Raw genomic sequence first — 17,938 nt, forward strand, 5'->3', positions numbered from 1 at the left:
CTGTTGTCTGGCCGCACATATAGGCCAGATCTTAGCACGATTGAACTCAATTTTCCTTAGTGCATTGTCAAATGGATTTGGTTCGCGGGAATTCAAGCAGCCATGGAAAACGAACCCTTGATCGACGACACGCTGAAAAGCGAGCTTTCGGGACTCTACCGGGCACAAGGCCGCCACTACCACAACCTCGCCCATATCGAGGCGATGCTGGCGCTGGCAGGCGACTATCGAGGGTCGCTCGGTGACCCCGAAGCCGTCGAAGCCGCGATCTGGTTCCACGATGCCATCTATGACAGCAAGGCCAAGGACAACGAGGCGCAAAGTGCCGGCCTTGCCGAGAAAAGACTGGCGGGCCGCGCGGATCCTTCACGTCTCAACCACATCTCGGCGATGATCGTCGCCACCGCCACGCACCAAGTGCCTCCGTTCGACGACGCGACGGCCACACGGGACGCAAGTCTTTTCCTCGACATGGACCTGTCGATCCTGGGTGCCGCGCCGGACGCCTTCAACGCCTATGAGCGCGCCGTGCGGCGCGAGTACGCCTGGGTGGAGGAGCCGATGTGGCGGGCCGGACGCAGTGCCGTCCTGAAGAATTTCCTCGCTCGCCCCCACATTTTTCACACCGAAGAGTTTCGCCAGCGCTTCGAGCCGCAGGCCCGGGAAAACATGACGCGGTCATTGCAGGCCCTGCAAAGCCCTTCGTGAAGCACGCTGCATGTGGCCCTATCCTGCCACCGGCGTTGCATCGAACAATGCACCGAGAAAGGCCTGAACAAGCGAGCGCTGGGCGTCGCTCTTGCGGTAGGCGACGCGGTGTATGGAACTGAACGCATAGGCCCTCGGCTTGATGGCCCGCATGTCTCCGGCCGCGACCCAGGGATCGGCAAAATGGCATGGCAGAAAGCCGATGAAGTTGCCCGACAGGATCAGCATCAACTGCGCTTCCATGTGAACCACCGATGCGCTCGCCCTGGGATGGCCGACAAGATAGAGGTCGTCGAAATGTCGATAGCTGCGCACCGAGAACCGTGCAGCGTCGACGGCGCTCTGGTCGATCCTTGAATCGGGCACCGCAAAGAGCGGATGCCGGCGGCCGCAATAGAGAAGATGCGGTTCGCCGCAATAGTCCCGATAGACGACGCCGGGCGCCTTCTGCGACAGCGGCCCGATGACGATGTCGCGGCCTCCATCGGCGACTTGCTGCTCGAGTTCGGACGGCGTGCCCACCGAAAGGTCGATGAAGACGTCGGAATCCGGCCCCATGAAGCGGCTGAGGGCGTGCTGGATACCCAGTTCACCACTGGTGAAGACACCATCCGACGTACCGACCCGCAAGCGGCCCGACAGGCTGCCGCTGGCGGCATTGATGCGATGTCCGAAATCGTCAAGGTCGCGGAACAGCTTCTGCGCCGCATCATAGGTCGCCTGTCCGACCTCGGTCAGCCGGAATTGCTTGCGTCCGCGATGGCAGAGCTGGGCACCGATGCGTTTCTCCAGCTCCGCCAGATGCGTGCTGAGCGTCGGCTGCGACAGGTTGAGCGTGATTTGCGCGGCGGCGAACCCTCCTGAATCGGCCAGCGCCACGAAAACGCGCAGCAGGCGGATATCGATGTTGTCCAGCCGGCGCATGCCACTCCCCCATGATGCCCAGAACGACACATCGATGCTATTCGATGTATCGTTCTAAATAAACTCATTTACATCAATGTCAGAAATCGCGAGCCTGCGCGGAACAAAATTGGGGAACAATCATGAAACCGTTACTCGGCACCGCCTTGTCCGCAGCCCTCCTGCTCGCCAGTTCGCAGCTCGCCCTCAGCGCCGACCAGATCCGCATCCTGGCGCCGACATGGCTGGGATTTGCGCCTGTCCATATCGCCAGCGACCTTGGCTGCTTCACGGCCAAGGGTCTCGACGTCAGCATCAAGTTCGAGGACGACCTGACCAATGTCATGGCAGCGATGGCGCGCGGCGACATCGAGATGCAGATGCGCTCGGTCGGCGAATATCAGGGCCGCCCGCGCGACGCCTCGACGCCCGGCATCATCATCGGCACGATCGATGAATCCGTCGGCGGCGACGGCGTCATCACCGATGAGAAGATCAAGTCGGTGGCCGATCTCAAGGGCAAGGTCGTCGCGGCCGAACCCAACATTCCCTCACGCCTGCTGCTGCAGATGGAGCTGAAGCAGGCCGGCCTGTCGCTGAAGGATCTGCAGATCAAGGACATCGCGACGGCCGATACGGGCGCGGTTTTCGTCGATGAATCGATCGCCGCGATCGCGACCTACGAACCGTTCATGTCGCAGGCGCTGAAGGCCTCGACCCGCCCCGGTGCCCGCATGCTGATCTCGTCCAAGGATCATCGCGGCATCATCATCGACGCGATCATCGCCCGCAACGACGACTTCAAGGCGAACCCCGACAAGTACACAAAATTCCTCGGCTGCATCTATGAGGCGGTCGACTTCATCAAGGCCGAGCCGGAAAAATTCGCCGACATGGCATCCAAGCATTTCGGCCTGACGCCTGCCGAAGTGACCGACATCGTCAACTCCAGCCTGTCCTACACGACGCTTGCCGAATCCCTCGCCTATATGGGCAAGCCGGGAGAAAAGGGCACGCTGCACGGGATCTTCGACACGGTCATGGATCTCAACCTGGAGAATGGCGCCGCCGACAACAGACTGGTGGCGGCCGACCAGATCGACAATACGGCAATCAACAAGGTCCCGGCAAAATAGCGGCCGCGCGGCCGGACCGGCAACCGTTTGGCGGCTGCCGGCGGGGTCATTCCGGCTCGCCGTCGATGACGGCCGCTCTTTTCGATCATCCGGGGATAGTGATTTGTTCAGCAGCCTGTTTGTCTTCCGCGGTCGCGCGTCGCCGATGCTGGAGTTTGCCGTCAGCGTCGCGGCGGCCGTGCTCGTCGTTGCCCTCTGGGAGCTGGCGGCGCGCGCGGGCATCGTTGCGCCGCAGTTCCTGCCGTCGCCGAGCCGCGTCGTCATCGCGCTTTGGACAATGCTGACCGAGCAAAACCTGCTCTGGCACGTCGCGGTTTCGACCACCCGTGTCTGGATTGCCTTCCTGCTCGCCGCCGTCCTGGCGATCCCGATCGGCATCATGATGAGCAGCTACCGGATCGTCGGCGCCGCCCTCGAGCCGATGATCGACTTCATCCGCTATCTGCCGGTCCCCGCACTCGTACCGCTGTCCATCATCTGGTTCGGCGTCGGCGAGGAGACCAAGATCTTCCTGCTCTGGCTGGGCACGTTCTTCCAGCTCGTGCTGCTCGTCGCCGACGACATGCGGCGCGTGCCGCAGGAGTTCGTCGAGGTCGCCCGCACCGTCGGCGCCAATTCGAGGCAGGTCATGATCGACGTCGCCCTGCGCTGGATGGGGCCGACGCTGCTCGACAATCTGCGCATCACGCTCGGCTGGTGCTGGACCTATCTGATCATCGCCGAGATCGTCGCCGCCGATTCAGGCATCGGCTATGTGATCTGGACGGCCCGGCGCTTCGTCAAGACGCCGGAGGTCATGGCCGGCGTCGTCGTCATCGGCCTGATCGGCCTGGTCACCGACCAGCTTCTTCGCCTGCTTCACCGCCGGCTGTTCCGGTATCTGTGAGGAGCATGACATGACCGGATACGTTCAATTCGTCGACACGGCCAAGTCCTTCGGCCCCGTCGATGTCGTACGAAAGACCAGCCTGGGCCTCGACCGCAATTCGCTGGTCGTGTTCCTCGGCCCGTCGGGCTGCGGCAAGACCACCCTGATGCGCATGGTCGGCGGCCTCGACGAACCGAGTTCGGGCTCGATCCTGCTTGGCGGGGAAAAGGTCGTCAGGCCGGACCGTCGGCGCGGCATGGTGTTCCAGTCCTATTCGTCTTTTCCCTGGCTGACTGTCAAAAACAACATCGCCTTCGGCATGCGCTACAGGAAGGACCTCGGCGCAACCGAAAGGGCCGGGCGTATCAGCCACTATCTCAAGCTGTTCGGGCTCGCCGACTTTGCCGACTCCTATCCAAACCGGATCTCGGGAGGCATGCGCCAGCGCGTGGCCATAGCCCGCACGCTCGCCGCGGGTTCAGACGTGCTGTTGATGGACGAGCCTTTCGGCGCCCTCGACGCGCTGACGCGCGAGCGGCTTCAGGTCGAGCTGCGGCAGATCCAGATCCGCGAGGAAAAGACCATCATCTTCGTCACCCATGACGTGGAAGAAGCGGTGTTTCTCGCCGACCGGATCATCCTGTTCTCGCGCCGTCCGGCCTCGATCGTCGCCGATATCGACGTGGCGGCAGAGCTTGGCCCGGACCGGCCGCTGGAGATCCGGGAAACCCAGAAATTCTTCGAACTGCGCAACAAGGTCCTGCATCTGATCCGCAACGAAACCGGAGTGGCCGTATGAGCCTCTCCTTTTCCGGAAAGACGGTGGTGATCACCGGAGCAAGCCGTGGCATCGGGCTCGGCATTGCCAAGGGCTTCGCCCAGGCCGGCGCCAGCCTGCACCTCATTGCCAACGACGCGGCCGTGCACGAACGGGCCCGCGAATTGGGCGCCACCGGCATGGAGGCCGACATCGCCGACCGCGAGGCGGTCAGGGCTGCACTCGAACCGATCCCGCGGATCGACGTGCTCGTCAACAATGCCGGCCTCGAGCTGATGACGCCGATCACCGACAGCAGCGACGAAGCCGAAGCCGCCTTCCGGCGCATCATCGAGATCAACGTCATCGGTACGGCGCTGGTCACCGCGCGCGCCTTGCCGCGCATGCAGGCCGGCGCTTCGATCATCAACACCGCCTCGATCTGGGGCCGTGTCGCCGAAGCGCGGTTCGGCGCCTATGTCGCCTCCAAGCACGCTATCATCGGCCTGACGAAAACCTGGGCCAAGGAGCTCGGATCGAGGGGCATCCGCGTCAATGCGGTCTGTCCCGGATGGGTCCGCACGGAAGCATCGATGCGCTCGCTTGGCCGGATGGCCGAGCAAGGCGCCGTCAGCGAGGCAGCGCTGCTCGAAGACATCGTCGGCGCGCAAGCGCTGCCCGGCCTGATGGAGCCGGCCGACATGACCGGCACCTATCTGTTCCTGGCGTCGGACCTGGCGGCCAACATCACCGGGCAGTCGCTCGGCGTCGACAGGGGAGAAGTGCCTTGGTAGCTCCGCTGCACGGAAAACGCGCCCTGGTCACCGGTGCGGCCAGCGGCATCGGCCGCGCGACCGCGCTCGCCTTGCGGGATGCCGGGGCCATGGTTCTCGGGTTCGATCTCAAGGCATCCGAAGGCGATATCCCGATCCTTGCCTGCGACCTTGCCAGCGAGGCCGACATCATTGCCGCGGTCAGGCAGGGGGCGGGACGGATCGGCGGCTATGACATCCTGGTCAACAATGCCGGCATCCTCCAGGAAGCACCGCTTGGCGCGGTTTCGCTCGACCATGTGGACAGCATGTTCGCCGTCAATGTGCGCGGCGCCATCATCGTGGCACGTGAAGTCCTGCCGCACCTTCCCGATGGCGGCCGCATCGTCAACATCGCCTCCGAGCTCGCCTATCTCGGCCGGTCCGGCGCCTCGGTCTATTGCGCGACCAAGGCGGCATTGCTCGGCCTGACACGCGCCTGGGCGCGCGAGCTTGCGCCTCGCATCCTGGTCAACGCCGTGGCGCCGGGGCCGACCGACACGCCGCTTCTCGGCTTCGAGGCGCTGAGCGAGAGCCAGCGCGCGCTGGAGACGACACATCCGCTGGGGCGGATCGGCCGGCCGGACGAGATCGCCTCAGCGGTGGTTTTCCTTGCCGGCCCCGGCGCCACCTTCTTCACCGGACAATGCCTGGGCGCCAATGGTGGCGCGGCGATGCTTTGAAATGGGATGATCATGAAAGACCGAGTTTTCCTCGCTGAACTGCCATGGCCCGAAGCCGAAAGGCGGATCGCCGCCGGCGCGCCCATCTTCCTGCCGCTTGGCTCGACCGAACAGCACGGCCACCACATGGCGATGAATGTCGATGTCGTGCTTCCCACCGCCATCGCCGAAACGGTGGCGAAGCAGGTCGGTGGCCTCGTCGCGCCGACCATCGCCTATGGGAACCGCTCGCAGCCAAGAACAGGCGGCGGCCCGGCCTTCCCCGGCACGATCAACATCACGGCGCATACGTTTTCGCTGCTGGTCAGGGATGTGATCTGCGATCTCTATCGCCAGAAGGTCCGGCGCATCGTCGTGCTCAACGGCCACTACGAGAACATCGGCCCGTCGATCGAGGGCATCGAGCTGGCGCTCGACGCCATCGGCCGCGAGCGTGCGGCGGATCTGACGATCCTGCGCATCGACCATTGGGAAATGGTGCGCACAGAGACGCTGGCGAAGGTCTTCCCCGACGGCTATCCCGGCATCGAGCTCGAACATGCGAGCGTCATCGAGACCTCTATGATGCTGGCGCTGCGCCCCGAGCTCGTCGATCTCGGCAAGGCGCTGCATGACGGCCCCGCACAATTCAAGCCGTATGATCGCTATCCAAGGCCAGCCGAGGAAGTGCCGCTGTCGGGCGTCCTTTCTTTGACCGAGGGCTCATCGGCGGAGAAAGGCCGGTGGCTGCTCGACGACTGCGAGATCCGCATTGCGGAAATCGTCAAACGTGAATTCTCCTGAGGTGCCGACACCATGAGCAGCAATTTCTTCCAGCCGATCGACGCCTCCGCCGTTCCTCGTTTCGCCGGACTTTCGACCTTCATGAGACTGCCGGCCGTGGCGAGCGCGGAGGGGCTCGACATCGCGCTCGTCGGCATACCGTGGGACGGCGGCACCACCAACCGCGCCGGTGCGCGGCACGGCCCGCGCGAGATCCGCAACCAGTCGAGCCTGATGCGGCGCGCCCATCACGTCTCGGGGACCGAGCCCTTCAGCATAGCCAATGTCGCCGATGTCGGCGATCTCTCGGTCAATCCGATCAACCTGCTGGACGGGCTGAAGCGCATCGAGGACGGCATCGCGGCGATCGTCGCGGCGGGCGCCATTCCGCTTGCCGCGGGCGGCGATCATCTGACGACGTTGCCGGTGCTGCGCGCCGTGGCCCGCAAGGCGCCCGTTGGCATGATCCATTTCGACGCGCATTCCGACACCAATGACCGCTATTTCGGCGACAATCCCTATACGCATGGCACGCCATTCCGCCGCGCCATCGAAGAGGGGCTGCTCGATCCGAAGCGCGTCGTCCAGATCGGCATCCGCGGCTCGATATACGAACCCGGCGAACATGACTGGGCGGTCGCCCAGGGCATCCGCATCATCTACATGGAGGAATTCGTCAGGCGGGGCGCGGCCAGTGTCATGGAGGAGGCGCGCAGCATCGTCGGAAACACACCCATTTATGTGACCTTCGACATCGACTGTATCGACCCATCGATGGCCCCCGGTACCGGCACGCCCGAGTTGGGCGGTTTCACCACCCGCGAGGCGCAGGAAATGGTCCGCCTGCTCGATGGATTGAACATTGTCGGCGCCGACGTCGTGGAGGTGGCGCCGCCTTTCGACCTCGGTGGAATGACGGCGCTCGCCGGCGCGACGATGATGTTCGAGCTGCTGTGCGTGATGGCGAAGACGGTCCAGGCAGCGAGAGCGTTGGACTGAGCGCAAGCATCAGAACCGCCGACGCGTCGCCGCCAGGCAAATGCTCGATCCAGGATTATCGCGACCCGCGGCAAGCCGGGATCGCGCAAGATCATGTGAAAGCGCCTATCGACGACGCCATTGCCACCAGGAGAGCGAGCCCCGCCATCACCGACAGACCGTTGAGGATAATCCCCAGAACGCCAAGCGCGCGGCTGTCGTTCGAACGCACCAGCGCCATCACGCCGAAAACCGCGCCGGCGATATGCGCCAGCGGTGCGGCGAGCAGAAACACCGCCATGAAGAATCCGGTTGCGATGTTCTGCGCAAGTTTCGAGGCGTCGCTCGGCATCGCCACCAGGATGGTTATGGCAAGTGCCCCTGCCGCGAGCGCCGACAATGCCAGTATAACCGAACGTTTGCCGAGCCTACCTTGCGCCACCGCAGCCGGCACGGTGGCCGTGCTGCGTCCCCATTGTGCCACTGTTGCCCACTCCCCCTCGCCGTCCGCTCAGAGCGGATTTTCGGCATAGAACTCCAGGACGCGATGCTTGAAGGTCTTGTCCCCGACGGCCAGCATATGGTCACGGCCCTCGATGTGAAAGGCCCTGGCGTTCGGCATTAATGCTGCAAGCTCATCGGGCGAACCGCCAATGTCGTCGGTCGTGCCGACGGCGATCAGCGTCGGCTGGGCAATGCGGGCAATATCCTGCTCGCTCAGCAATTCGCGTGATTTGGCGATGCAAGCGGCCAAGGCACGGCGATCGCTGCGGGTCTGGTCCGCGAAGGCGCGAAACGATCGGCCGCGTGGATGGCTGGTCGCGGCGGGATCATCGGCAAGCAAGGCGGCGGCGATCGGATCCCAATCGCCGACACCATCGATCATGCCGATGCCGAGACCGCCGAAAACCAGCGTCGCCACCTTGTCCGGATCGGACAGTGCCATGAACGCCGCGATGCGCGCGCCCATCGAATAGCCCATGACATGGGCGCGCTCGATGCCGAGATGGCCGAGCAAGGCGGCGGCATCTGAGGCCATCTTGACCGGCGTGTAGTCGGCCTCCTCATAGCTCTTGGACGACGAGCCGTGACCGCGATTGTCGAAAGCGATGGCGCGGTAACCGGCATCGTTCAGCGTCTTGAACCAGCCGGGCGATACCCAGTTGACATAATGGCTCGAGGCAAAGCCGTGGATCATGAGCACCGGATCGCCCTCGCCCGATGCCGGCTGGCGGTCGAGGAAGGTAAGATCGAAGCCGTCATGGGTGAAAAACTGCATCTGCGATCCCGCCTGCGCGCTCAACCGGCACCGCCATTGGGTGCATCGCCATTATCGGCGGGCGGCATGCCCGGGCCAGACACTGCGCCCACGGCCGGATGGCGCAGAAGGTCGCCATACTCGATGCCGTTCCTGGCGGCTGTGCCGGCCTTGAGCTCGAGCACGAAACGCACCGGTACACCGGGCGAAATAACGGCGTCGGATTGCGGCTCGCCGTGCTTGACCGCCCGGATCTTGCCGTCCTGGCCGACAAAGATCAGATCAAGCGGCATCGGCGTGTTGTGCATCCAGAAGCCAACCTGCTGCTGGACCTCGAAGACGAACAGCATGCCGTGGTCGTCCGGCATGTCCTGGCGATACATCAAGCCGGCCTCGCGCTCGGCGGCGGTGTCGGCGACTTCGATGGAAAAGGAGCGATCGCCGCCTTTCGTCACCACGACCAGCGGCGCCGGATCGGCCGGAAGGATCATCGCCCGGCTGTCCGCCGAGGTTGGCTTTTCGGAATAGAAGTAAGCACCGGCTGCGACGACCACGGCAATTGCGGCGCATATCACGCCCGCAGTCAGCCAGTTCCTATGAGCCATTCGAGATCCTCGGCCGGAAATCGTCCTAGTGCGAGACCGGCAAGGTCCCCATATCGGGGTGAATTTCGGCGGCCATAAGGCCTTTGTCGCCACGTCCGAAACGAACCAGCACGACCTGCCCGGGCCGAAGCTCGGTGATGCCGTAACGGCGCAAGGTCTCCATGTGGACGAAGATGTCCTCGGTGCCCTCGCCGCGGGTGAGGAAACCAAACCCCTTGGTGCGGTTGAACCATTTCACCAGGGCACGTTCGAGACCGCTCTCCGGCGTCACCGCGATATGGGTGCGCTGCTCCTGCATCTCGGCGGGATGGACCGCCGTGGTGACATCCATGGAGAGCACCCGAAAGGCCTGCAATCCGCGGTCGCCATGCTTGACGAGACAGACCACGCGCGCGCCCTCCAGGGCCGTCTGAAAGCCGTCCCTTCGAAGACATGTCACATGGAGGAGGATGTCGCCCGAGATGCCGTCATCCGGAAGGATGAAACCGTAGCCTTTGGCCACATCGAACCACTTGATGGCGCCGGCTACTTCGAGCAGATCAGCGGCATCGCCGCCTTCGTCACGCTGCAAGGCGTCGCCGAGGGTTCCGTCCCGCCCCGTCAAAGAGGCCTTTTCCCCCATAAGAATGCCCCCTTTTTTCAAGAACACCGCAACTGATTCTTGACACCAGATTAACACCGCGGCTTCCGGTGTGTGCAAGACCTGCCGTGCCTTTTTTCACGGTTCATTGGGGCAATACCGGATTTGTTCTTTGCCGGCATTGCGCACTGCCGCATGATTGCCCTTTGACAGGGCCGATCCTATGTTGCACCGCAACGCAATTTATCGAGGAAATCACATGCGCTATCTGCACACCATGGTCCGCGTCGCCGACATCGACGCCTCGCTTGATTTCTACTGCAACAAGCTCGGTCTCAAGGAGGTGCGGCGCTACGAAAACGAACAAGGCCGCTTCACGCTGATCTTCCTCGCGGCCTCCGAAGACGAGCAAAGCGGCATCGCCGACAAGGCGCCGCTGGTCGAACTGACCTACAATTGGGATCCGGAAGACTACAAGGGCGGGCGCAATTTCGGCCACCTCGCCTATGAGGTCGACGATATCTACGCCACCTGCCAGCATCTGATGGACAATGGCGTCATCATCAACCGACCACCGCGCGACGGCAACATGGCCTTCATCAGGTCGCCGGACGGCATCTCGATCGAGCTTCTGCAGAAAGGTCCGGCCAAGTCCAAGGCCGAACCGTGGGCATCGATGGCGAACACCGGAAGCTGGTAGCCGATCACGCTGTCTTGAGCGGATAATGCTCGGCTGACAGGTCCGGCACCGTTTGGCTTTTCCCGGGACGGCGCCTATCTATCCGGCTGTGGCGCCCGCCTTAGGCTGGCACCACATCATGCAACAGGCGCTTGTCCAGGAGAGCTCATGCCGACCAGCCATGCCGACGTCACCACCGAACATGCCAGCCGCTACCTGCAGCAGCTGTGCAAGCACTGGGCGCACAAATTTCCGGTCGAGTTCGATCCCAATCATGGCACCATCGATCTCTCGATGGGCCGTACCGTTATGGACGCCGATGCGACCGCGCTACATATTGTGGTGACGACTGACGAGGGCGGATCGCTCGAGCGACTGGAAAGCGTCGTCGCCGATCACATCAAGCGCTTTGCTTTCCGCGAAGAACTGACCTTCGACTGGAAGCCCGCTCCGGCAGCCTAGGCGGCGACTGACTTCCCGCCAGCCCGAGCGGCCATTTCCAGCAGCGCCAGCACCGAGCGCCAGTTGCGCGCGGTGCCCGGCACTTTCAGCGTGCGCGGGATCAGTCCCGCAAACACCGATTTGCCCAGCCCGTCCGGCGCGCTGAGGTAGAGCACATCGCCCCTGATCTCGAAGCGTTCGGGGCCGGTGCACTTTTCGGCCAGCCGCGCCACCTCATCGGCGGTCGGCTCGCGTTCCAGCACATAGGCGTGCAGCTTCGTGTGGTCCGCGGCAACTTCCGGATAGGGATTTTCGCTCACCAACCGCTCGAACCATGAGAGATCGCGCACCATGATGCGCGAATAAAAACCCCATTTCTTCTCGAAGGCTGCTTCGATCTGCTTCGTCAGCGTGACCGCGTCGCCCTTGTCAGCCCGGAACACGGCATTGCCGCTCTGCACATAGGTGGCGACATCGGAAAAGCCGAGATCCTCGAAGAACGACCGCAGCTCCGCCATCTTGACGATGCGGTTGCCGCCGACATTGATGCCGGAAAACAGCGCGACGAAGATTTTTCCCGGATCAATCATTTGATCCCGACCGCTCATATGATGAACCCGGCCAATGTCTCGTTGTCGGTGATGTCCTGATACTGGACGCCCTCGGCCTCGAAATTCGCCTTGAGCAGATCGAAATTGCGGCGGTCCTTGGTTTCGATGCCGATCAGCACCGAACCGAAATTGCGCGCCGATTTCTTCAGATATTCGAAACGAGCGATGTCGTCGTCGGGCCCGAGCAGTTCGAGGAAGTCGCGCAGCGCGCCCGGCCGCTGCGGAAAGCGGATGATGAAGTACTTCTTCAGCCCCTCGAAGCGCAGCGCCCGCTCCTTGACGTCCGGCAGCCGCTCGAAATCGAAATTGCCGCCCGAAACCACGGCAACGATGGTCTTGCCCCTGATCTCCTTCTTCGAAAAATCCTTCAGCGCATCGATCGCCAGCGCGCCGGCCGGCTCCAGCACGACGCCTTCGACGTTGAGCATTTCGATCATGGTGGCGCAGAGCCGGTTTTCGGGGATCAGCCGCACCGTGTCGGCCGGAAAGTCCTTGAGATGCCGCAACGGCTCGCGGCCGATCTCTGCCACCGCCGCGCCGTCGACGAAATTGTCGACCTTGGCGAGCTTGAGCCGTTTTCCCGCGGCGAGGCTCTCGCGCAGGCTCGGCGCGCCGGCCGGCTCGCAGAAGACGAAGCGCGCTTCCCGGCCCTGATCGGCGAAATAGTGGGTGACGCCGGCGGCAAGCCCGCCCCCGCCAACCGGCAGCATGATGATGTCGGGCATGCGAGCGCCCGGCATCTGGTCGGCGATCTCATAGGCAACGGTCGCCTGCCCCTCGATGATGTCCTTGTGGTCGAAGGGCGGCACCATGTGGGCGCCGGAGCTTTCGGTGAATTCGAAGGCGGCGCGATAGCAGTCGTCGAAAAAATCGCCGACCAGCCTGATCTCGATGAAATCGCCGCCGAACAGCCTGGTCTTGTCGATCTTCTGCTGCGGCGTCGTCACCGGCATGAACACAACGCCTCGTCTGCCGAAATGGCGGCAGACGAAAGCAAAGCCTTGCGCATGGTTGCCGGCGGACGCGCAGACGAACAGTTCGGCCTCATTGCCGGCCGCCAGCGTCTTGCGGAAGAAATTGAAGGCGCCGCGGATCTTGTAGGAACGCACCGGCGACAGGTCCTCGCGCTTGAGCAGAACCCGCGCGCCGGTCTTTTTCGACAGATAGTCGTTTTCCTGCAGCGGCGTTTCCGGGAAGATCTGGCGGATCGCGGCGGCAGCGGCAGCGACGCGGGAAGAGAAACTGTTCATCGGAAAACCACCTTGCGCCGCATGTCGTCCGCGGACCTCTACCGTTTGTCGGGTTGCGCGCCGTCTGTTCGTTGAGCACCTGACGTCGCACAGCCCGGTCCCGCCTATTGCATATCCGTCCTCGCGGCGCCATTGTTCGGCCATTCATGCCCTCCCGTAACGGGCATTCGTAAAACCCTTGGAAACACTTGGAGGCGTTTGTTCATGCCCGTCGCGTCGGTCGGCCTGAAATCCATGTCCTTGCCGGAAATCGGCGAGCTGACGGTGAAGCCGCCCATCGCGCCACCACGCAGGCGTTTCTCCCGCCATTTTGGCTTTCGCGCAACAGTCCCATGGCTGTAACCGGGCGCTGATCACATTTCGACTGGACATGACTTAGTTCCGCCGCACTCTCCCTGTCCGGGAGGTGTCGCGGGGGTAGACAGGCCTTTCGGCCGGAGTTGGAATTTCAGGCGTGCCTTTGAAGAAGATCTTTACCGTTGTCCTAGCCTTGTTCGTCGCCGGCTGCGCCGGCCAGCAAACACAGGAACTGCTGGGTAGCGCCATGGTGTCCGCTCCGGTGACGGAGATCGCAGGCAATCACAGCATCTTCATCGCCACGACGCGCAAGAAATCCGACGATCCCAACAAGGTTTTCGACGGCGAGCGCTCGGCCACGCTGAACTACGCCCGCGTCAACGTCACCGTTCCGGGGCTCCACAAGACCGGCCAGATCGAGCGGCGCTCGCGCGGCAAGTCGGATGACCCGGCGAAATATTTCATGGCTTCGGAAGTCGTCGGCTATGACACACAGCCGAAATTCTCCAGCGCGCTGAACGCCGACATCGCGGCGCGGGGTGGCCGCGTCATGGTCTTCGTGCATGGCTACAACACCGGCTTCGACGCCGCCGTCTATCGCCTGACCCAGATCGTCCATGATTCCGGCTATCCCGGCACGCCTGTTCTGTTTTCCTGGGCATCGGGCGCCAGGACCACCGACTATGTCTATGACAAGGAAAGCGCCAGTGCTGCCCGCGACCAGCTGGAAGTGACGCTCAGGATGCTCGAGCAGTCCGGCGCACGGCGCATCGACATCGTCGCGCATTCGCTCGGAACCTGGGTCACCATGGAAACGCTGCGCCAGATGGCCATCACCGGCGACCGCGATCTCGGCGGCAAACTCGGCGACGTGGTGCTGGCCTCGCCCGACATCGATGTCGACGTGTTCAAGAGCCAGATGCGGCGCTATGGCAAGCCCGACAAGCCGTTCATCCTGCTGTTGTCCGACGACGATCGGGCGCTGAGGCTGTCCGGCCTGATCGCCGGTTCGCGGCCACGCGTCGGCGACTACAAGGATGCCGCCGATCTTGCCTCCTACGGGGTGACGGTCGTCGATCTCTCCAAGGTCAAGGGAAGCGACAGCTTCAACCATACGAAATTCGCCGACAATCCGACGCTGGTGAAGATGATCGGCCAGCGGCTGCGCGAGGATGACGGGTTTGCCAGCGACCGTGACGTGACGGATCGCATCGGCCTGCTTGGGCAATAGATGCGGTCCCGCGGTTTTTGCCGTGTCTGTTCACCATCGCGGACGTATGGACTCACTTTGAACTGGACCGCGCCGGACTCTGGCTCTATCGGAATAGCCAGCGACGTCATGCGTTTGACGTCCCCCTTTGCGGGAGCCGGCGTGTGACCGTGCGTTCGAAGAGCTACCTCGTCGTTGCGTTCGCGCTCGCTGTCACCGGCTGCGCCGGCCGGAATACGCATGACCTGCTCAACAGGACGACGATCGCGGTGCCCGCTTCCGACATCGCGGCCACGCATGAGATCTTCGTCGCCACGACCCGCCAGAAGGCAACCAAGGATCCGCGACAGGTGTATGATGGCGATCGCTCGCTGACCACCAGCTTTGCCCGTGTCGACGTCACCGTCCCGAAAAGCCATCAGGTCGGCGCCATCGAGCGGGCCAAGGGATCGGCCAACAGCAATCCGGCCAAGGACTTCACCGCCAAGGACGTCACCTTCTACGAAAGCGCGCCGCAATTCGCCAAGGCGGTCGGCGCCGACATCGCCATGCGCGGCGACCGTGCGCTGGTTTTCGTGCATGGCTTCAACAATGGCTTCGATGACGGCATCTACCGGCTGACGCAGATCGCCCACGACACCAAATACCCCGGCACGCCGGTGCTGTTCTCATGGGCTTCGAGCGGCAAGACCACCGGTTATATCTACGACAAGGAAAGCGCCAATGCGGCGCGTGACGACCTCGAAGCGACGCTCAGGATGCTGGCCAAAACGAAGGTCAAGAGCATCGACATCATCGCCCATTCGATGGGAACCTGGGTGACGATGGAGGCGCTGCGCCAGCTTGCTATCACCGGCGATCGCGATCTCGACGGCAAACTCGGATATGTCATCCTGGCCTCGCCCGACATCGATGTCGACGTCTTCAAGAAGCAGATGATCCGCTACGGCAAGCCCGACAAGCCGTTCGCCATCCTGCTCTCGGCGGATGACCGGGCTCTCAAGCTCTCCTCGCTGATCTCGGGCGACAAGCCGCGCGTCGGCGACTACGGCAACGCTGCCGACCTCGCCAGCTATGGCGTGTCGGTGGTCGATCTTTCCCAAGCCAAGGGCGGCGACCGTCTCAACCATGCCAAATTCGCCGACAACCCGATGCTGGTGCAACTGCTCGGCGACCGGCTGCGGGCGCCGGCGGGTCTCGCCTCGGACGAGCCCGACCCGACACAGCTCAACAATCTCGGTCAAGGCCTCGGCAAGGCCGTCGGCTCGGTCGCCGAGATCGTCATCACCACGCCGTTCAAGGTGTTGACCATCGCCACCGGCGGGTGAGCAAGCGACGACATTGACCCTAGACTAGGATTGTTGAGATTCGGGTCAGGCCGAGCCGAAAATGGCGGTTTTCGAGAACCTGAGTGGAGCGTACTTAAGTACGTGAGCACCGGAAGCGCAGAAAATCGCTACTTGCAGGCCGGCATGGCCTGAAAATCAACAATCCTAGACGAAGAGGTCGACCTTCTGGAATGTCGTCACGTCGATCAGGCCGACATCGGAAATCCTGAGCTCGGGAATGACGACCAGCGCCAGCAGCGAGTGCTGCATGTAGGCGTTGTTTAACGAACAGCCCATCTTGCGCATCGCCTCGGTGAGCTTCTCGGCCTTGGCCGCGACGATTTCGGCCCGCTCGTCCGACATCAGCCCGGCGATCGGCATTTCGACCAGCGCCAATTCCTTGCCCTTGGAGAACAGCACGACGCCGCCACCGACCTCGCCCAGACGGTTTACCGCCAGCGCCATGTCCTGCTTGTTGGTGCCGACGCAGATGATGTGGTGGGCGTCATGCGCCACGCTGGACGCCATGGCGCAGTCGCCCATGTAGCCAAAGCCGGAGACGAAGGCGTTGGTGACGCCGCCCGTGCCCCGGTGGCGCTCGACAAGCGCGATCTGGCAGATGTCGTTGCGGCGATCCATGGCCACCAGTCCGTCCTCGACCGGCAGATCGGCCTCCAGCGCGCGCGTCGGCGCCTGGTTCTCGATGACGCCGATGACGCGCACCCGCACCTCGTTGGCGCCCTTGGGAGCGGCGATGTCGAAGTCGCCGCCCTTCAGCTTCTTGCCGAGTTTGACGGTGTTCTTCGCCGTCGTCGGGTAATCATAGGCCGGAATATCGACTTCGAGCTTGCCGCCCTTGGCCAGCCTGACGCCGCGTGCATAGACCTCGTCGATGGTCATTGCGGCGAGATCCGAGACGATCAGCAGGTCGGCCAGCCGCCCCGGCGCAATCGAACCGATCTCGCGCTCCAGCTTGAAATGCTGGGCGGTGTTCAGCGTCGCCATCTGGATCGCCGTCACCGGCTTCAAACCCTGCTGGATGGCGTGGCGCACCACGCGGTCCATATGGCCTTCCTGGACCAGCGTGCCGGAATGGCTGTCGTCGGTGCACAGGATGAAATTGCGCGGATCGATGCCGCTCTCCGTCACCGCCTTGATCTGCGAGGCGACGTCGTACCAGGCCGAGCCAAGCCGCAGCATCGCCTTCATGCCCTGGCGTACGCGGGCGATGGCATCCTCGGCGCGCGTGCCCTCATGATCGTCCTCGGGGCCGCCGGCGACATAGCCATGGAACGGCAGGCCGAGATCGCGCGAGGCATAGTGGCCGCCGACTGTCTTGCCTGCCCTGACCGTCGCGGCGATCTCGCCCGACATCACCGGGTCATTGGCGGCGACACCGGGGAAATTCATCACTTCGCCCAGGCCGATGATGTTTTCCCAGGTCATCGCTTCCGCCACATCGGCGACCGTCAGTTCGGCGCCGGCATGTTCCAGCCCTGGTGCAGAGGGCACGCAGGACGGCATCTGCACATGCACGTTGATGGGCATGGCGACGGCCTCGTCATGCATCAGCCGCACGCCGGGCAGGCCCAGCACATTGGCGATCTCGTGCGGGTCGATGAACATCGAGGTGGTGCCGTGCGGGATGACAGCACGGCAGAACTCAGTCACCGTCACCATGCCGCTTTCGACATGCATATGCGCGTCGCAGAGGCCGGGCACCAGATAGCGCCCGCCGGCGTCGACCACCTTGGTGCCCTGGCCGATGGCATGGCTGGCGTTCGGTCCGCAATAGGCGAAGCGGCCGCCGGCAATGGCAATGTCGGTGCCGGCGATGATCTCGCCCGAATGGACATTCACCCAGCGGCCGTTTCGCACGACCAGGTCAGCGGGCTTCCGCCCCATGGCGACATCGACCAGATGCGTCGCCATCTCGGTCCATGGTCTGGGTTTCGCGGGCCTTGCGGGCTTGGTCTTCGTCATTGGCGATTCCTCGGTTGCGGCCAGTGTCGCAAATGTAGGCGGGCGCCGCCAGAGCCGTTGGTCCGACATCCGGCGGCAGGCCTGGCTTG

Annotated in this window: 21 protein-coding genes; 13 read left to right on the forward strand and 8 right to left on the reverse strand. The window is 63.3% G+C overall.

All coding sequences use genetic code 11. The annotated features are described in order from the left end of the window. Positions 1–102: 102 nt before the first annotated feature. Complete coding sequence (locus ACZ89F_RS15370; RefSeq protein ID WP_476092714.1) at positions 103–708, forward strand: HD domain-containing protein; 606 nt, start codon at positions 103–105, stop codon at positions 706–708. An 18-nt stretch (positions 709–726) separates the two neighbouring features. On the opposite strand, the gene ACZ89F_RS15375 is transcribed toward ACZ89F_RS15370, so the two are convergent. Next, positions 727–1,632 carry a LysR family transcriptional regulator gene (locus ACZ89F_RS15375; RefSeq protein ID WP_476092715.1) on the reverse strand — a complete coding sequence of 302 codons (906 nt, stop codon included), beginning with the start codon at positions 1,630–1,632 and terminating at the stop codon, positions 727–729. A 122-nt stretch (positions 1,633–1,754) separates the two neighbouring features. On the opposite strand from ACZ89F_RS15375, the gene ACZ89F_RS15380 reads away from it, so the two are divergent. From ACZ89F_RS15380 to speB, 7 genes are all read left to right on the forward strand, one after another. Next, positions 1,755–2,747 carry an ABC transporter substrate-binding protein gene (locus ACZ89F_RS15380; protein ID WP_476092717.1) on the forward strand — a complete coding sequence of 331 codons (993 nt, stop codon included), beginning with the start codon at positions 1,755–1,757 and terminating at the stop codon, positions 2,745–2,747. A gap of 103 nt (positions 2,748–2,850) precedes the next feature. Continuing rightward, on the forward strand, positions 2,851–3,633 hold the full coding sequence (locus ACZ89F_RS15385; RefSeq protein WP_476092719.1) for an ABC transporter permease: 783 nt from the start codon (positions 2,851–2,853) through the stop codon (positions 3,631–3,633). A gap of 10 nt (positions 3,634–3,643) precedes the next feature. Beyond that, positions 3,644–4,414, forward strand: coding sequence for an ABC transporter ATP-binding protein (locus ACZ89F_RS15390; RefSeq protein WP_476092721.1), 771 nt, complete (start codon positions 3,644–3,646; stop codon positions 4,412–4,414). Next, positions 4,411–5,166 carry an SDR family NAD(P)-dependent oxidoreductase gene (locus ACZ89F_RS15395; protein WP_476092722.1) on the forward strand — a complete coding sequence of 252 codons (756 nt, stop codon included), beginning with the start codon at positions 4,411–4,413 and terminating at the stop codon, positions 5,164–5,166. The genes ACZ89F_RS15390 and ACZ89F_RS15395 overlap by 4 nt, the downstream gene beginning before the upstream one ends. Beyond that, the gene (locus tag ACZ89F_RS15400; protein WP_476092724.1) at positions 5,160–5,867 is read left to right on the forward strand and encodes an SDR family NAD(P)-dependent oxidoreductase; all 708 of its coding nucleotides are present in this window, start codon (positions 5,160–5,162) and stop codon (positions 5,865–5,867) included. The genes ACZ89F_RS15395 and ACZ89F_RS15400 overlap by 7 nt, the downstream gene beginning before the upstream one ends. A gap of 12 nt (positions 5,868–5,879) precedes the next feature. Then, a complete protein-coding gene (locus tag ACZ89F_RS15405; RefSeq protein WP_476092725.1) occupies positions 5,880–6,650 on the forward strand; it encodes a creatininase in 771 nt (256 codons plus the stop codon). A gap of 12 nt (positions 6,651–6,662) precedes the next feature. After that, positions 6,663–7,628: an agmatinase gene (gene speB / locus ACZ89F_RS15410; protein ID WP_476092726.1), complete on the forward strand. Its 966-nt coding sequence runs from the start codon at positions 6,663–6,665 to the stop codon at positions 7,626–7,628. 91 nt (positions 7,629–7,719) lie between these two features. On the opposite strand, the gene ACZ89F_RS15415 is transcribed toward speB, so the two are convergent. Genes ACZ89F_RS15415 through ACZ89F_RS15430 form a run of 4 tightly spaced genes read right to left on the reverse strand, consistent with a single transcriptional unit; the run spans position 7,720 to position 10,092 of the window. After that, positions 7,720–8,091: a hypothetical protein gene (locus ACZ89F_RS15415; protein ID WP_476092727.1), complete on the reverse strand. Its 372-nt coding sequence runs from the start codon at positions 8,089–8,091 to the stop codon at positions 7,720–7,722. A gap of 27 nt (positions 8,092–8,118) precedes the next feature. Further along, a complete protein-coding gene (locus ACZ89F_RS15420; RefSeq protein ID WP_476092728.1) occupies positions 8,119–8,886 on the reverse strand; it encodes an alpha/beta fold hydrolase in 768 nt (255 codons plus the stop codon). A 20-nt stretch (positions 8,887–8,906) separates the two neighbouring features. Then, positions 8,907–9,470, reverse strand: a complete 564-nt coding sequence (locus tag ACZ89F_RS15425; protein WP_476092729.1) for a DUF192 domain-containing protein — start codon at positions 9,468–9,470, stop codon at positions 8,907–8,909. A gap of 25 nt (positions 9,471–9,495) precedes the next feature. Continuing rightward, positions 9,496–10,092 carry a cold-shock protein gene (locus tag ACZ89F_RS15430; RefSeq protein ID WP_109671722.1) on the reverse strand — a complete coding sequence of 199 codons (597 nt, stop codon included), beginning with the start codon at positions 10,090–10,092 and terminating at the stop codon, positions 9,496–9,498. A gap of 217 nt (positions 10,093–10,309) precedes the next feature. On the opposite strand from ACZ89F_RS15430, the gene ACZ89F_RS15435 reads away from it, so the two are divergent. Both ACZ89F_RS15435 and ACZ89F_RS15440 read left to right on the forward strand, forming a co-directional pair. After that, a complete protein-coding gene (locus ACZ89F_RS15435; RefSeq protein ID WP_476092730.1) occupies positions 10,310–10,750 on the forward strand; it encodes a VOC family protein in 441 nt (146 codons plus the stop codon). A 147-nt stretch (positions 10,751–10,897) separates the two neighbouring features. Beyond that, the gene (locus ACZ89F_RS15440; RefSeq protein ID WP_476092732.1) at positions 10,898–11,191 is read left to right on the forward strand and encodes a DUF2218 domain-containing protein; all 294 of its coding nucleotides are present in this window, start codon (positions 10,898–10,900) and stop codon (positions 11,189–11,191) included. On the opposite strand, the gene ACZ89F_RS15445 is transcribed toward ACZ89F_RS15440, so the two are convergent. Both ACZ89F_RS15445 and ilvA read right to left on the reverse strand, forming a co-directional pair. Continuing rightward, on the reverse strand, positions 11,188–11,760 hold the full coding sequence (locus ACZ89F_RS15445; protein ID WP_476092734.1) for a DUF1697 domain-containing protein: 573 nt from the start codon (positions 11,758–11,760) through the stop codon (positions 11,188–11,190). The two genes, ACZ89F_RS15440 and ACZ89F_RS15445, sit on opposite strands and share 4 nt — an antisense overlap. Positions 11,761–11,774: 14 nt before the next feature. Further along, positions 11,775–13,031 carry a threonine ammonia-lyase IlvA gene (ilvA, locus tag ACZ89F_RS15450; RefSeq protein ID WP_476092736.1) on the reverse strand — a complete coding sequence of 419 codons (1,257 nt, stop codon included), beginning with the start codon at positions 13,029–13,031 and terminating at the stop codon, positions 11,775–11,777. A gap of 204 nt (positions 13,032–13,235) precedes the next feature. Between ilvA and ACZ89F_RS15455 the strand changes: the two genes are divergently transcribed. The 3 genes from ACZ89F_RS15455 to ACZ89F_RS15465 all read left to right on the forward strand — a co-directional run bounded on the left by ACZ89F_RS15455 (position 13,236) and on the right by ACZ89F_RS15465 (position 15,866). Beyond that, positions 13,236–13,373 (forward strand): hypothetical protein, encoded by a 138-nt coding sequence (locus ACZ89F_RS15455; RefSeq protein ID WP_476092738.1) that lies wholly within the window; start codon positions 13,236–13,238, stop codon positions 13,371–13,373. 112 nt (positions 13,374–13,485) lie between these two features. Beyond that, on the forward strand, positions 13,486–14,559 hold the full coding sequence (locus ACZ89F_RS15460; RefSeq protein WP_023812164.1) for an alpha/beta hydrolase: 1,074 nt from the start codon (positions 13,486–13,488) through the stop codon (positions 14,557–14,559). A gap of 143 nt (positions 14,560–14,702) precedes the next feature. Next, positions 14,703–15,866, forward strand: a complete 1,164-nt coding sequence (locus tag ACZ89F_RS15465) for an alpha/beta hydrolase (protein ID WP_476092740.1) — start codon at positions 14,703–14,705, stop codon at positions 15,864–15,866. A gap of 165 nt (positions 15,867–16,031) precedes the next feature. Here ACZ89F_RS15465 and ade read toward each other — a convergent pair whose 3' ends face one another. Continuing rightward, entirely contained in the window at positions 16,032–17,849 is a 1,818-nt protein-coding gene (gene ade / locus ACZ89F_RS15470) for an adenine deaminase (protein WP_476092741.1), read from the reverse strand. Positions 17,850–17,938 lie beyond the last annotated feature (89 nt).

The organism is Mesorhizobium sp. USDA 3734 (genome assembly GCF_056279665.1).

Bases quoted from the DNA above. Each gene is read 5' to 3' on its own strand.
- ACZ89F_RS15370 (WP_476092714.1), top strand. From the start codon at position 103: ATGGAAAACGAACCCTTGATCGACGACACGCTGAAAAGCGAGCTTTCG.
- ACZ89F_RS15375 (WP_476092715.1), bottom strand. From the start codon at position 1,632: ATGCGCCGGCTGGACAACATCGATATCCGCCTGCTGCGCGTTTTCGTG.
- ACZ89F_RS15380 (WP_476092717.1), top strand. From the start codon at position 1,755: ATGAAACCGTTACTCGGCACCGCCTTGTCCGCAGCCCTCCTGCTCGCC.
- ACZ89F_RS15390 (WP_476092721.1), top strand. From the start codon at position 3,644: ATGACCGGATACGTTCAATTCGTCGACACGGCCAAGTCCTTCGGCCCC.
- ACZ89F_RS15395 (WP_476092722.1), top strand. From the start codon at position 4,411: ATGAGCCTCTCCTTTTCCGGAAAGACGGTGGTGATCACCGGAGCAAGC.
- ACZ89F_RS15405 (WP_476092725.1), top strand. From the start codon at position 5,880: ATGAAAGACCGAGTTTTCCTCGCTGAACTGCCATGGCCCGAAGCCGAA.
- speB (WP_476092726.1), top strand. From the start codon at position 6,663: ATGAGCAGCAATTTCTTCCAGCCGATCGACGCCTCCGCCGTTCCTCGT.
- ACZ89F_RS15420 (WP_476092728.1), bottom strand. From the start codon at position 8,886: ATGCAGTTTTTCACCCATGACGGCTTCGATCTTACCTTCCTCGACCGC.
- ACZ89F_RS15425 (WP_476092729.1), bottom strand. From the start codon at position 9,470: ATGGCTCATAGGAACTGGCTGACTGCGGGCGTGATATGCGCCGCAATT.
- ACZ89F_RS15430 (WP_109671722.1), bottom strand. From the start codon at position 10,092: ATGGGGGAAAAGGCCTCTTTGACGGGGCGGGACGGAACCCTCGGCGAC.
- ACZ89F_RS15435 (WP_476092730.1), top strand. From the start codon at position 10,310: ATGCGCTATCTGCACACCATGGTCCGCGTCGCCGACATCGACGCCTCG.
- ACZ89F_RS15440 (WP_476092732.1), top strand. From the start codon at position 10,898: ATGCCGACCAGCCATGCCGACGTCACCACCGAACATGCCAGCCGCTAC.
- ACZ89F_RS15445 (WP_476092734.1), bottom strand. From the start codon at position 11,760: ATGATTGATCCGGGAAAAATCTTCGTCGCGCTGTTTTCCGGCATCAAT.
- ilvA (WP_476092736.1), bottom strand. From the start codon at position 13,031: ATGAACAGTTTCTCTTCCCGCGTCGCTGCCGCTGCCGCCGCGATCCGC.
- ACZ89F_RS15455 (WP_476092738.1), top strand. From the start codon at position 13,236: ATGCCCGTCGCGTCGGTCGGCCTGAAATCCATGTCCTTGCCGGAAATC.
- ade (WP_476092741.1), bottom strand. From the start codon at position 17,849: ATGACGAAGACCAAGCCCGCAAGGCCCGCGAAACCCAGACCATGGACC.